The 13,201-nt window shown below is 72.9% G+C and carries 13 protein-coding genes; 8 read left to right on the top strand and 5 right to left on the bottom strand.

Translation table 11 applies throughout. From position 1 onward, the window contains the following. Positions 1 to 2 precede the first annotated feature (2 nt). Both OG226_RS23100 and OG226_RS23095 read right to left on the bottom strand, forming a co-directional pair. Positions 3 to 1,358, bottom strand: coding sequence for a PH domain-containing protein (locus OG226_RS23100; protein ID WP_329349890.1), 1,356 nt, complete (start codon positions 1,356 to 1,358; stop codon positions 3 to 5). Further along, positions 1,355 to 1,855, bottom strand: coding sequence for a PH domain-containing protein (locus OG226_RS23095; RefSeq protein WP_328680509.1), 501 nt, complete (start codon positions 1,853 to 1,855; stop codon positions 1,355 to 1,357). The genes OG226_RS23100 and OG226_RS23095 overlap by 4 nt, the downstream gene beginning before the upstream one ends. 31 nt (positions 1,856 to 1,886) lie before the next feature. On the opposite strand from OG226_RS23095, the gene OG226_RS23090 reads away from it, so the two are divergent. Further along, the gene (locus OG226_RS23090; protein WP_329349889.1) at positions 1,887 to 3,038 is read left to right on the top strand and encodes an NADH-quinone oxidoreductase subunit D; all 1,152 of its coding nucleotides are present in this window, start codon (positions 1,887 to 1,889) and stop codon (positions 3,036 to 3,038) included. Positions 3,039 to 3,064: 26 nt separating this feature from the next. Here the strand turns inward: OG226_RS23090 and OG226_RS23085 are convergent, their stop codons facing one another. Next, on the bottom strand, positions 3,065 to 4,096 hold the full coding sequence (locus OG226_RS23085; RefSeq protein ID WP_329349888.1) for an SAM-dependent methyltransferase: 1,032 nt from the start codon (positions 4,094 to 4,096) through the stop codon (positions 3,065 to 3,067). A 118-nt stretch (positions 4,097 to 4,214) separates the two neighbouring features. On the opposite strand from OG226_RS23085, the gene OG226_RS23080 reads away from it, so the two are divergent. Next, positions 4,215 to 5,420 carry a sensor histidine kinase gene (locus tag OG226_RS23080; RefSeq protein ID WP_328680501.1) on the top strand — a complete coding sequence of 402 codons (1,206 nt, stop codon included), beginning with the start codon at positions 4,215 to 4,217 and terminating at the stop codon, positions 5,418 to 5,420. 98 nt (positions 5,421 to 5,518) lie between these two features. Beyond that, the gene (locus OG226_RS23075) at positions 5,519 to 6,190 is read left to right on the top strand and encodes a response regulator transcription factor (protein ID WP_327402229.1); all 672 of its coding nucleotides are present in this window, start codon (positions 5,519 to 5,521) and stop codon (positions 6,188 to 6,190) included. Between the two features lie 60 nt (positions 6,191 to 6,250). Here OG226_RS23075 and OG226_RS23070 read toward each other — a convergent pair whose 3' ends face one another. Continuing rightward, on the bottom strand, positions 6,251 to 7,363 hold the full coding sequence (locus OG226_RS23070; protein WP_329349887.1) for a DUF5937 family protein: 1,113 nt from the start codon (positions 7,361 to 7,363) through the stop codon (positions 6,251 to 6,253). A 98-nt stretch (positions 7,364 to 7,461) separates the two neighbouring features. Between OG226_RS23070 and OG226_RS23065 the strand changes: the two genes are divergently transcribed. Together OG226_RS23065 and OG226_RS23060 are read left to right on the top strand one after the other, a co-directional pair. Then, on the top strand, positions 7,462 to 7,677 hold the full coding sequence (locus OG226_RS23065; RefSeq protein ID WP_328680496.1) for a hypothetical protein: 216 nt from the start codon (positions 7,462 to 7,464) through the stop codon (positions 7,675 to 7,677). Between the two features lie 355 nt (positions 7,678 to 8,032). Then, the gene (locus OG226_RS23060) at positions 8,033 to 8,158 is read left to right on the top strand and encodes a hypothetical protein (RefSeq protein ID WP_329349886.1); all 126 of its coding nucleotides are present in this window, start codon (positions 8,033 to 8,035) and stop codon (positions 8,156 to 8,158) included. Here the strand turns inward: OG226_RS23060 and OG226_RS23055 are convergent. Then, complete coding sequence (locus OG226_RS23055) at positions 8,155 to 9,372, bottom strand: threonine aldolase family protein (RefSeq protein WP_329349885.1); 1,218 nt, start codon at positions 9,370 to 9,372, stop codon at positions 8,155 to 8,157. The two genes, OG226_RS23060 and OG226_RS23055, sit on opposite strands and share 4 nt — an antisense overlap. A 185-nt stretch (positions 9,373 to 9,557) precedes the next feature. Here OG226_RS23055 and OG226_RS23050 point away from each other — a divergent pair, with 185 nt between their 5' ends. The 3 genes from OG226_RS23050 to OG226_RS23040 are packed head-to-tail and all read left to right on the top strand — an operon-like array spanning position 9,558 to position 13,197. Continuing rightward, a complete protein-coding gene (locus OG226_RS23050; protein WP_328680489.1) occupies positions 9,558 to 10,478 on the top strand; it encodes a Rossmann-like and DUF2520 domain-containing protein in 921 nt (306 codons plus the stop codon). Next, positions 10,475 to 11,482 carry a pantoate--beta-alanine ligase gene (panC, locus tag OG226_RS23045; protein ID WP_329349884.1) on the top strand — a complete coding sequence of 336 codons (1,008 nt, stop codon included), beginning with the start codon at positions 10,475 to 10,477 and terminating at the stop codon, positions 11,480 to 11,482. The genes OG226_RS23050 and panC overlap by 4 nt, the downstream gene beginning before the upstream one ends. Continuing rightward, positions 11,479 to 13,197, top strand: coding sequence for an L-aspartate oxidase (locus OG226_RS23040; protein WP_329349883.1), 1,719 nt, complete (start codon positions 11,479 to 11,481; stop codon positions 13,195 to 13,197). Before panC ends, OG226_RS23040 begins: the two co-directional genes overlap by 4 nt. Positions 13,198 to 13,201: the final 4 nt, after the last annotated feature.

Below are 13,201 nucleotides of genomic sequence, written 5' to 3'. Positions count from 1 at the left end.
CCTCAGGCCATCCAGCGGTCCGGGCGCGCGTCCCTGCGGCCCGTCCGTGACCGCTCGGCCTGGCCGCGGAGCAGCTCCGCGGCCTCCTCCGCGCCCCGCAGACGCGCGGTGACGGTCTTGTTGGCCCCCGTGTCCACGTGCACCTCGGCGAGCCCCCAGAGGCGCTCCCAGGGCCCCTGGCCCAGCCGTACGCTCTGCACCTTCGCGTGCGGTACCAGCGCCAGGCTCCGGCGGAGCAGGCCGTGCCGGGACGCGAAGACCGTGTCGGTGACCGCGATGCCGTAGCCGCGCCACCACAACGGCATGCACCGGCCCGCCTGTCGCGGCGGTCGGGACAGCGCCTCGCGGGGCGGCACGGTCACGCCGGGCAGCACGCGCGCGACGACCGCCTCGGCGATCTCGCGCGGGGCGACCGGCACCAGCACGGAGTTGGACGACCCGGCCACGTCCAGCTCGACCCGCACCCAGCCGCGCCGCCGCCACAGCAGCGGCTCCACGATCCGCACGGTCTGCACCCGGCCCGGAGGCACCGTCTCGTGCGTGCGGTCCAGCAGCCCGTGGTCGATGCGCAGCCCGTCCGGGGACTCGCCCACCGTCCAGTCGTACTCGCCGACGAACCGCCCCACACTGCTCGCGCCCGCCGCGCCCAGCAGCGGCAGCGCGGTCGCGAGGACCGTCCACACGCTGTGCGTGGCGAACCACAGGAGCGGCGGTACGACGAGTGCGGCGGCCAGCGATCCCCAGGTGGCGCCGGTCAGCACCAGGGACACCGCGAGGACCCCGGCCGGCACGTGCAGCAGCTGCCGCGCGGGCGCCTCGCCGACCTCGTGCGCGGTCTCGGGCGCGAACCCGGCCGCCCGCGCGAGGAGTTCGGCCCGCAGCGCCCGCGCCTCGCCCTCGCCCAGGAAGGCGAGTTCGTCCTTCTTGTCGGTCCCTACGACGTCCAGCTTCAGCTTGGCGACGCCCGCCACGCGCGCGAGGAGGGGCTGTGTCACGTCGACGGCCTGGATGCGCTCCAGCCGGATGTGCGCGGTGCGCCGGAACAACAGCCCGGTACGGATGCGCAGTTCGGTGTCGGTCACCGCGAAGTGCGTGAACCACCAGGTCAGGAAGCCGTACAGACCGGCGGCCGGCACGATCACGGCCAGCCCGATCAGGAGGGTGATGGTGGTCAGCCTCGTCAGCTGTTCCTGCGCCTGGTTGGGGTCGTGCACCGCCCACCCGATGATGACGGCGACCGGCGCCCACGCCCGGCGCAACGGCGTCACCGGATGCAACCGCCGCTCCACGACCGGCACTTGCTCCCGTACGGCCTCGGTGGCCCCGGGTGCGTCCTTGTCGGCGCCCGGCGTCGTCACAGCCCCGCCGATCGGGCCTCGCCCAGCTCGGTGAGCCGGTCGCGCAGCCGCTCGGCCTCGGCCGGTACCAGCCCCGGGATGGTCGCGTCGGTCGCCGCGGCCGCCGTGTGCAACTGCACGCTGGCCAGCCCGAAGTGCCGCTCCACGGGCCCCGAGGTCACCTCCACGAGCTGCATCCGTCCGTAGGGCACGATCGTCTCGTGGTGCCACAGCACGCCCCTGCTGATCAGCAGGTCGTCGGCGCGCTCGGCGTACTTCCAGGAGCGCCAGTTGCGGCCCAGGAGTACCCAGCCCCACGCCATCAGGGCGAGCGGCAGCAGCGCGAACGCCGCCCACCCGGAGCCGGCGAACAGCCCCAGTGGCACCCCGAGGGCCACGGCCAGCAGCCCCAGCCACACCACCAGCAACAGCCGTCGCATCTTCAGCAGCCCCGGCGGCAGCCCGGTCCACACCGGCTCGCGCGCCGCGCCGTCCTGCGCGGCAGTCCCCGTTTCCATGGCGCAAGCGTACGTACGAGAGACTGTGCCCATGACTCCCACGACGGAGACCATGGTCGGGATCGGCGGCGCCGCGGAGAGCACCGACATGGTGCTCAACATCGGCCCCCAGCACCCCTCCACGCACGGTGTGCTGCGGCTGCGGCTCGTCCTGGACGGCGAGCGCATCCAGCACGCGGAGCCGGTGATCGGCTATATGCACCGCGGCGCCGAGAAGCTCTTCGAAGCGCGCGACTACCGCCAGATCATCATGCTCGCCAACCGCCACGACTGGCTGTCGGCCTTCTCGAACGAACTCGGCGTCGTCCTCGCCGTGGAGCGCATGCTCGGCATGGAGGTCCCCCCGCGCGCGGTGTGGACGCGCACCCTGCTCGCCGAGCTGAACCGGGTGCTCAACCACCTGATGTTCCTGGGGTCGTACCCCCTCGAACTCGGCGGTATCACCCCGGTGTTCTACGCGTTCCGGGAACGCGAGGTGCTCCAGAACGTCATGGAGGAGGTCTCCGGCGGGCGCATGCACTACATGTTCAACCGTGTCGGCGGCCTCAAGGAGGACGTCCCCGCGGGCTGGACGGTACGCGCGCGTGAGGCCGTCGCCGCCGTGCGCTCCCGGATGGACCGCTTCGACGACCTGGTGCTCGGCAACGAGATCTTCCGGGGCCGCACGCGCGGGGTCGGTGAACTGTCGGCGGAGGCCGTGCACGCCTACGGAGTGAGCGGGCCCATCGCGCGCGCCACGGGCGTCGACTTCGACCTGCGGCGCGACGAGCCGTACCTCGCGTACGGCGAACTCCAGGACACCCTGAAGGTCGTCACACGGCAGGAGGGCGACTGTCTCGCCCGCTTCGAGGTGCTCCTGGAGCAGACCCACAACGCGCTCGACCTCGCGGACGCCTGCCTCGACCGGCTCGCCGAGCTGGAGCCGGGCCCGATCAACCAGCGGCTCCCGAAGGTCCTGAAGGCGCCCGAGGGGCACACGTACGCGTGGACCGAGAACCCGCTCGGGATCAACGGCTACTACCTGGTCAGCAAGGGCGAGAAGACCCCGTACCGGCTGAAGCTGCGCTCGGCGTCCTACAACAACATCCAGGCGCTCGCGGTGCTGCTGCCGGGGACGCTGGTGGCGGACATGGTGGCGATCCTGGGGTCGTTGTTCTTCGTGGTCGGAGACATCGACAAGTAGGCGAAATCGGCGGCCATTGGGGCGCGTTACGGCTCCTGGAGCGGGTCCGGAACTCCAACCGACTGCACGAGCCAGCCGAAGTCGCCGAGGCCGCCCGACGCGGTGAGTTCGGCGGCTTCACCGGCGCCCGCGAGCGCTCGGACGTAGGCCGCGGGGTCGGTGGAGGCCAGCGTGAGCGGGGGGCGCGTGCCTGTGACGCCGAGGGCGCGCAGGGCGGCGCGTTGGGTGAGCAGGCGTGCACCGGGGAGCGTGCTTGCCACATTGGCCGCCGTCGCGCCCGCTTCCGCACAGGCGTCCAGGGCGACGTGCGCCGTGATGTCGCACGAGCCGTCCGGTACGGGCGCCGTCTCGCGGCCCTCGCGGAAGCCGGTGAGGGTGCCGAACGGGGGGCGGGTGTCCCGGGTGTGCGCGTAGTCGACGGCGATCGCGAGCCCCCGGTCGACGGTGGCGACGGCGGACGCCCAGGCCGTGTCCCTGGGGAGGCCGATCTCGGCGCGCAGCCCTTCCTCGGGCGCCTGCGGCCACCACCGGGCGAGCCACTCGGCCTCCGCACCGGAGAGGGGGTCCCCGAGCCGCTCGGTCCCGTCCTCCCGCACGAGCACGAGACGCGGTACGCCGGTGGGGTCGACCTCGGCCACCTCCACGGGGACGTTGTCCAGCCACTCGTTGGCGAACAGCAGCCCGGTGATCCCCTTCGGGAGCTCGGTCAGCCACTCGACGCGGGGATCGAGTCCTACGGGGCGGTCGGCGATCTCGACGGCGTAGGCACGCACGCGTGCGGCCACTTCGGGCGGCAGCGCGGCGAGCACGCCGGTCACCAGTTCACCGCGGCCCGCGGCCAGGTCCACGAAGTCCAGCGCGGCGGGCTTGTCGAGGGCCTCGTCCACGCGGCACAGCAGCCGTGCCACGGCGCCCGCGAAGAGCGCCGACGCGTGCACGGACGTACGGAAGTGTCCGGCGGGTCCCTCGGGCCGGCGGTAGAAGCCCTCGGGCCCGTACAGGGCCTCCTCGGCCGCCGTCCGCCAGCCGCGCCACCGGCCCGTGGTGTCTTCCGTCACGTGGTCAGACTAAGTGCACAGGACAACGGGGCCTCCACCTTGGGGAGTACGCCGGACGTATACGGATCGATCCTCCGGTTGACCCCGGCACACTGCACGCATCCCTACGCTGGGTTACGTGCAGCGCCTCTACGACTTCCTCCGCAGACACCCGACATGGGTCGACACCTTCTGGGCTGTCTTCCTGCTGGGGCTGAGCGGCGTGAGCATCGCGAGTACCAGCTACGAGTCGGGCCGGCACGGGACGACCGCCGGGGCGATCGCGGCGTCCGCCGTCATGTGTGTGGCGATCGCGCTGCGCCGCCGCTGGCCGGAGAAGATGCTCGTCCTGGCCAGTGCGACGGGCCTCGCGCAACTGGTCCTCGACGTCGAGCCCGTGGTGGCCGACTTCGCCATGCTGGTGATCGTCTACACGGTCGCCGCGATCGGTGCCCGCTGGGCCTCCCGCTTCGCCCTGGCCGCCGGTCTGTCCGCGGCGACCCTGGCGCAGATCCGCTGGCCGCAGGAGCACACCAGTTCCGCCGGGCTGGTCGCGCTGGCGATCTTCCAGACGGTGCCGTTCGCGCTGGCCTGGGTGCTCGGCGACTCGATGCGCACCCGGCGCGCGTACTTCGCGCAGTTGGAGGAGCGTGCCGCCCGGCTGGAGAAGGAGCGCGAGGCGCAGGCGAAGGTCGCCGTCGCCGCCGAGCGCGCCCGGATCGCACGCGAGCTGCACGACGTGGTCGCGCACAACGTGTCGGTGATGGTCGTCCAGGCCGACGGCGCCGCCTATGTCCTCGACTCCGCGCCGGACCAGGCGAAGAAGGCCCTGGAGACGATCTCCTCCACCGGCCGCCAGGCCCTCGCCGAGATGCGCCGCCTGCTGGGCGTGCTGCGCACCGGCGAGCACAAGGAGGCCGGCGAGTACGTGCCGCAGCCGGACGTCGAGCAGATCGACGACCTGGTCGAGCAGTGCCGTACGTCCGGACTGCCCGTCGACTTCAAGGTCGAGGGCACCCCGCGCCCGCTGCCCAGCGGCGTCGAGCTGACGGCGTATCGCATCGTCCAGGAGGCGCTCACCAACACCCGCAAGCACGGCGGCCCGAACACGGGTGCCAGTGTGCGGCTGGTCTACTTCGACGACGGACTCGGGCTGCTCGTCGAGGACGACGGCAAGGGCGCCCCGCACGAGCTGTACGAGGAGGGCGGCGCCGACGGCCAGGGGCATGGTCTGATCGGTATGCGTGAGCGGGTGGGCATGGTCGGGGGCACGCTCGACGCGGGACCGCGGCCCGGTGGCGGCTTCCGTATCAGCGCGCTGCTGCCGCTGAAACCCGCGCACTGACCTGTCGTACGCCGGGCAGTGACACCTGTAACGAATTGTTGAACGACCTGTTGAACCACTTGTTGAACGATCCTGTTGACGGAACGGAAGAGGACCCGATGGCGATCCGCGTGATGCTCGTCGACGACCAGGTGCTGCTGCGCACCGGGTTCCGGATGGTGCTCGCCGCCCAGCCGGACATGGAGGTCGTCGCCGAGGCGGGCGACGGCGTCGAGGCCCTTCAGGTGCTCGCCGCGACCGCGGTCGACGTGGTCCTGATGGACGTCCGTATGCCGAAGCTGGACGGGGTGGAGACCACCCGCCGCATCTGCCAGGGCGAGAACCCGCCGAAGGTGCTGATCCTGACCACCTTCGACCTCGACGAGTACGCCTTCTCCGGGCTGAAGGCCGGCGCCTCCGGCTTCATGCTCAAGGACGTGCCGCCCGGCGAACTCCTCACCGCGATCCGCTCGGTGCACAGCGGGGACGCCGTGGTGGCGCCCTCGACGACCCGCCGCCTCCTGGACCGCTTCGCCCCGATGCTGCCCGCCACCGGGAAGGAGCCCCGGCACAAGGAGCTGGAGCGCCTCACCGAGCGCGAGCGCGAGGTCATGATCCTCGTCGCCCAGGGCCTGTCCAACGGCGAGATCGCGGCCCGCCTGGTGCTGTCCGAGGCGACCGTGAAGACCCACGTCGGCCGCATCCTGACCAAGCTCGGCCTGCGGGACCGGGTGCAGGTCGTCGTCCTGGCGTACGAGACGGGGCTGGTACGGGCGGGCGGCCACGGCTGACGGCCGAGGAGACCGCCGACGGTCTACGGCGACACGGGGCCGCTGTCCGTCCGGTGCCGCCTATCTGAGGATGCCCTCCAGGAAGTCGCTGCCCAGGCGGGCCACCATCGTGACGTCCAGCTGGTGCAGGACGTAGCGGCCGCGGCGGCGGGTGGTGATCAGGCCGGCCTTCTTCAGGACGCCGAGGTGGCGGGATATCTCGGGGGCGGTCATGCCGTGCACCTGGGTCAGCTCGCTGGTGGTGAACGCGCTGCGGGCCAGGCTGCGGCACAGGCGCATGCGGACCGGGTGGGACAGGGCGGTCATCCGCAGGGTCAGCTGCTCCAGGGAGGTCGGTGCGGTGATCTTGGGGGTGTTGTGCACGGGGTAGTGCACGACGGGCTGCCAGCCGTACCGGTACAGGACCGTCAGGTGCGGCCAGCCCAGGGCCGTGGGCACCAGGAGGAGGCCGCCGTCCTTGGTCGCCGTACGGCCGGTGCCGAGCTTGTCGATCGTGATACGGGTGGCGCTCTCGTCGAGGGTCACCGCGGTGGACATCGAGGTCAGCGCCTCCGCCAGGCCCTTGTGGTGCAGGAGGTCCGTCTTGTGGCGGGCGTCGGCCGCGAGTTGGTGGTGCGTCCGGGACCAGGTCTCCGCGAAGAACGCCTCGTCGCAGTCCTCCAGGAACTGCCGCAGCCACGCCCTGGTCCGCGGCGGGTCGGCCAACAGCCGCTCGGTGAACGCCAGTTGATGCGGCCCGCGCGCTGCCGCCTGCTCCAGGGCGCGCCGCCGGATCCCGGCGTCGGTGAGCGGGCCGGGTCCGCCCGTGCTGTAGGAGATCGCGCAGGTGGTGAACTCCATCGCCGCGTCGACGAACTGCTCGTCCGTCAGCTTGTCCAGCAGGTCCAGCTCCTCGGCGAGCGTGGCCCCGGGGAGCGTGCTCCGGCCCGGGATGCCCGCGTACGGCAGGAACAGGTCGGAGAACGTCGACCTCCACAGGAAGTCCGCCTCGCACATCCGGTCGGCCAGATGCGGATCGAGCCGGGCGGTGACGCCGGTGACCCAGGCCTGGAGGCCGGGGTGGTGCCCCGGCTCGGACATCGCGTGCAGCGCCATGCACAGCTCGCCCAGCGGCGAGGGCGCGAAGGTGATCCGCTCCGGCCGCAGCCCGGTGATGTCGATGTGCACGCTCATGTCCCCAATCGTGCACCCCGCCACTGACAACGCCCCGTCGTTTGACAGCGCCCGTCAATCGACGCGACAGCCACGGGGGAGCGGCGCAGCGTGGAGTCGTGAGCATCACCCAGCAGTACTTCCTCGACACCCACCGCGCCCAACGCCTCGGCGAGACCCCGCCGCCCCCGCCCGGCACCCACGACTGGCGGACGGCCCGCGAGCTGCGCGGCTACCGGCGGTTCCGCGCGGTCGTCGCGGAACGCCCGGCTCACGGTCGGCTACGGCGGGCTCTGGGCCGGTGGCTGCGCCCGCGGGCGCGTTCCGCTTGGTGAGGCCACGCGCGCGTGCAGTCCACGGCGCCAGGTCCACGAGACGTTCAGGTGCTACGCCTGACGGCACGCACGGGTGGAGACCATGGCGCCGGGTCCACGAGACGTCCACGTGCAACGCGTGACGACCCGCGCACGTGCCGACCATGGGCCCCCTCGCTTGCGTTCGGCCCGGCTGACATCAGCGTCGGCGTCCCGGCTGCCGTCGGCCCGCGCGCGTAGTTCGGCCACCGGCACCGGAGTCTGCGTGCAGCCCTGCTGTCGGCCGGTTCCGCGGCCCGCCTGCCGACGGCTTTCTCGTGCTCCGCACGCCTTCATGGCCGTCGGCCCCTGCGTGCCGGTGGGTGACAACGCGCGCGTGCCGCCCGCAGATGACCCGCCCGCGCTCGCGTCCCGTCGGCTGACAGCCCTCGACCGCAATGCCCACACCCTCGTGGGCGGCCGTTCCGGCAATCCGCCGCTGATCCGCCCCGCCGCCTCCTAGCCGGCCGTCTCCTCCTTCAGCCGGACCACGAAGTCCGCGACCGCCGCCTTCACGTCGTCGGCCGTCCACTCCAGGGCGGCGGCGCGGACGTAGACCTCGGTGACCGCCAGGCCCGGGCCCTTCGCGTCCCAGGGATTGGAGAAGAGGGCGGTCTTCGTCTCCTCTGCCTGGCGGATCGCGGCCTCCGTGACGGTGCCGAGGTCGTACGGCAGCCAGACCTGGAACTCGTTCGTGTGCGGCTGCTCGGGGTGGACGCGTGTCCAGGGCACCCCGGCCGCCGCGAACCCCTCGCGCAGCGCCTCGGCGACCACGCGCGCGTGGGCCACGTACTGGGGGAGCCGGGGGAGTTCCCGGTCCAGGCCCGCGAGGGCCGTCAGCGCGGTGGGGAACTGCTGGAAGACCATGCCTCCGTAGCGGTGCCGCCAGGTCTTCGCCTCGTCGATCAGGGTCTTCGGGCCGACGAGCGCGGCGCCGCCGAGGCCTTCGAGGGACTTGTAGAACGACACGTAGACGCTGTCGGCGAGGTCGGCGATCTCGTCCAGCGGCCGGCCGAAGTGCGGGGTGGACTCCCAGAGGCGGGCGCCGTCGAAGTGGACCACCGCGTCGCGTTCGCGGGCGGCCTCGACGACGGCGGAGAGTTCCTCCCAGGAGGGCAGGACCAAACCGGCGTCCCGGAGGGGCAGTTCGAGCATCAGCGTTCCGAAGGGCTCCGGGAAGTCGCGTATCTCGTCGGCGGTCGGCTGTCGGGGCTCGCTCGTCACATGGACCGGGCGGAGCCCGCTGACCTGGCTGATCGCGTCCCGTTCGTGCACTTCGGGATGGGCGAGCGGGTGCAGGGCGACGGTCGGGTTGCCGGTGCGGCCGGCCCAGCAGCGCAGGGCGACCTGCTGCGCCATCGTGCCCGTGGGGAAGAAGGCCGCGGCCTCCTTGCCAAGCAGTTCGGCGACCCGCTTCTCCAGGGTCTCGACGATGCCGCCGCCGTACATGTCCGACGTCTCGTCGAGGTCGTACAGCTCGGCCGCCTCCTGTACGAAGTCGAGCCGTTCCCGGAGCGTGCCCAGGAAGCCGAGGCGCGCGAGGGCACGCTCCGCGTTCCGGTTCGCGCTGAGGCGCCGTTTGCGGAGCGCCAGGACGCGTTCCTCGTCGGCTGTCGGCTCCGCTCCCTGGTCGCCCTGCTCCGCCTGCTCTTCGCCCTGTTCCGCCGTATCGCTCATGCTCCGGATGATGCCCGGCGCGGGTCCGACGGAGCACCTGGATTTCCACAGGCTTTCCGGTACGGCGCGGCTGTGCGACAACCCACAGCCTGTGGACAACCGGACGCCTCTCGAACCGATCGCGTTAACATGACGAGAAATCGTCCGGTACCCGGAGCGGACTGGAACGGGAAGGCCGCCGTCGCGTGAGTACATTCCAACAGCCAGAGCCCAAGGACCGCCCCGCGCGGCTCGCCGTCGGTGTCGTCGGCGCCGGCCGGGTGGGCCCCGCGCTGGCCGCCTCGCTCCAGCTGGCCGGGCACCGCCCGGTGGCCGTCTCCGGGGTGTCGGACGCGTCCAGGCGGCGGGCCGCGCTGATGCTCCCGGACGTGCCAGTGGTCACGCCCGCGCAGGTGCTGGAGCGCTCGGACCTGGTGCTGCTGACCGTCCCGGACGACGCCCTGCCCGGGCTCGTCGAGGGCCTCGCCGACACCGGGGCCGTACGCCCCGGGCAACTGCTCGTGCACACCTCCGGGCGGTACGGCGCGAAGGTCCTGGACCCCGCTCTGCGGGTCGGCGCGCTGCCGCTGGCCCTGCACCCCGCGATGACGTTCACGGGCACTCCTGTGGACGTCCAGCGGCTCGCCGGATGCTCCTTCGGGGTCACCGCGCCCGAGGAACTGCGGCTGGCCGCCGAGGCCCTGGTGATCGAGATGGGCGGCGAGCCCGAGTGGATCGCCGAGGAGAGCCGCCCGCTCTATCACGCGGCCCTCGCCCTGGGCGCCAACCACCTGGTCACCCTGGTCGCCGAGTCCATGGAGCTCCTGCGCACGGCCGGTGTCGAGGCCCCCGACCGGATGCTCGGCCCGCTGCTGGGCGCCGCCCTGGACAACGCCCTGCGCTCCGGCGACGCGGCCCTCACCGGCCCCGTCGCGCGCGGGGACGCGGGCACCGTCGCCGCGCACGTCACCGAGTTGCGCAAGCACGCCCCGCAGACCGTCGCCGGCTATCTGGCGATGGCCCGCGCGACCGCCGACCGCGCCCTGGCCCACGGGCTGCTGAAGCCGGAGCTCGCCGAGGACCTCCTCGGGGTGCTCGCCAACGGCACCGAGGGAGATGCCGGATGACCACCACCTTGCTGCGCACCGCCGACGAACTCCACGCACGCACGCGCACGGGCCGTCGCGCCGTCGTGATGACGATGGGCGCCCTGCACGAGGGCCACGCCACGCTCGTCCGCACGGCCCGCGAGATCGCCGGACCGGACGGCGAAGTCGTGGTCACCGTGTTCGTGAACCCGCTGCAGTTCGGCAAGGGCGAGGACCTCGACCGCTACCCGCGCACCTTGGACGCCGACCTCAAGATCGCCGAACAGGCGGGCGCGGACGTCGTGTTCGCGCCCTCCGCGGACGAGGTCTACCCCGGCGGCGAACCCCGGGTCCGCATCTCGGCGGGCCCCATGGGCGAACGCCTGGAGGGCGCGGTCCGCCCCGGCCACTTCGACGGCATGCTCACCGTCGTCGCCAAGCTGCTGCACCTCACCCGTCCCGACGCCGCCCTGTTCGGCCAGAAGGACGCCCAGCAGCTCGCCCTGATCCGCCGCATGGTGCGCGACCTGAACTTCGGCATGGAGATCGTCGGCGTGCCGACCGTGCGCGAGACCGACGGCCTGGCCCTGTCCAGCCGCAACCGCTATCTGTCCCCCCGGGAGCGGCGCACCGCGCTCGCCCTCTCCCAGGCCCTGTTCGCGGGCCGCGACCGGCACGCCGCCCAGGAGGCGCTCCGCGCGCGGGCCCGTGAGGTGCCCGCCACGCACGCGCGTGCCGAGGCGCTCAGCGCCCTGGGGGAGTCCCGCGCGGCGGCCGACGCACACGCCGTCGCCAAGGCCGCCCCCGGTCCGGGCAACCCGGCGTCCGTCCGCGCCGCCGCCCGCCTGGTCCTGGACGACGCCGCCCGCCTGGACCCGCCGCTCGTCCTGGACTACCTCGCCCTGGTCGACCCCTCCGACTTCACGGACGTCGACGAGGACTTCACCGGGGAGGCCGTCCTCGCCGTCGCCGCCCGGGTCGGGACGACCCGGCTGATCGACAACATCCCACTCGCTTTCGGAACCCTCGGAGCCGCCTCGTGACCAGCACAGGCATACGACTGCACGCGCCCGCCCCCGGGTGGTCCATCGACGCGGACGTGGTGGTCGTCGGCTCCGGAGTGGCCGGCCTGACCGCCGCCCTGCGCTGCGAGGCGGCCGGGCTGCGCACGGTCGTCGTCACCAAGGCCCGCCTCGACGACGGCTCCACCCGCTGGGCCCAGGGCGGCATCGCCGCGGCCCTCGGGGAGGGCGACACCCCCGAACAGCACCTGGACGACACCCTGGTGGCCGGCGCGGGCCTGTGCGACGAGGAGGCCGTACGGATCCTCGTCACCGAGGGCCCCGACGCCGTGCGACGACTCATCGAGACCGGTGCCCACTTCGACGAGTCCTCCGAAGGAGGACTGGAGCTGGCCCGCGAGGGCGGCCACCACCGCCGCCGTATCGCGCACGCCGGCGGCGACGCGACCGGCGCGGAGGTCTCCAGGGCACTCGTCGAGGCCGTACACGCGCGTGGGCTGCGCACGATCGAGAACGCGCTCGTGCTGGACCTTCTGACGGACGCCGAGGGCTGTACCGCGGGCGTCACCCTGCACGTCATGGGCGAGGGCCAGCACGACGGTGTGGGCGCCGTGCACGCGCCCGCCGTGGTCCTCGCGACGGGTGGCATGGGGCAGGTCTTCTCGGCGACCACCAACCCGTCCGTGTCGACCGGCGACGGGGTCGCCCTCGCCCTCCGCGCGGGCGCCGAGGTCTCCGACCTGGAGTTCGTGCAGTTCCACCCCACCGTGCTGTTCCTCGGCGCCGACGCGGAGGGCCAGCAGCCCCTGGTCTCCGAGGCGGTGCGCGGCGAGGGTGCCCACCTGGTCGACGCCGACGGCGTGCGCTTCATGCTGGGCCAGCACGAACTGGCCGAGCTGGCGCCCCGGGACATCGTCGCCAAGGGCATCATGCGGCGCATGCAGGAGCAGGACGCCGAGCACATGTTCCTGGACGCCCGGCACTTCGGCGCCGACATGTGGGAGCACCGCTTCCCGACGATCCTCGCCGCCTGCCGCAGCCACGGCATCGACCCGGTCACCGAGCCCGTGCCGGTCGCCCCGGCCGCCCACTACGCCTCCGGCGGCGTCCGCACCGACTCCCGGGGCCGTACGACCGTCCCCGGCCTGTACGCGTGCGGAGAGGTCGCCTGCACCGGCGTGCACGGCGCGAACCGGCTCGCCTCCAACTCCCTTCTCGAAGGCCTCGTCTACGCCGAGCGGATCGTCGCGGACATCACCGGGAGCCAGGCCGAGAACACCCTCCACGCGCGCGTGCCCGAGCCGGTCCCGCACCCCCAGAAGCCCGCGCACCCGCTGCTCGCCCCCGAGGCCCGCTTCGCGATCCAGCGGATCATGACCGAGGGCGCGGGCGTCCTGCGCTCCGCCGACTCCCTCGCCAGGGCCGCCGGACAGCTCCAGCGGCTGCACAGCGACGCCCGTGACGCCCTCGACGAGAACGGCAAGACCGCCGAGCCCGGCGTCGACACCTGGGAGGCCACCAACCTCCTGTGCGTGGCCCGCGTCCTGGTCACCGCCGCCGAGCGGCGCGAGGAGACCCGGGGCTGTCACTGGCGCGAGGACCACGCCGAGCGCGACGACACCGCCTGGCGCCGCCACATCGTCGTACGGCTGAATCCCGACCGCACGCTGGCCGTACACACCACGGACACCGCAGACTTCCCCCCGACCCGGCAGCACCGTCCCCAGGAGCAGTGACAGA

This window comes from Streptomyces sp. NBC_01261, from assembly GCF_036226385.1.
Taxonomy (GTDB): domain Bacteria; phylum Actinomycetota; class Actinomycetes; order Streptomycetales; family Streptomycetaceae; genus Streptomyces.
Note: the sequence above shows the minus strand (reverse complement) of the source record. Positions and strands in the feature narration are given on the sequence as shown.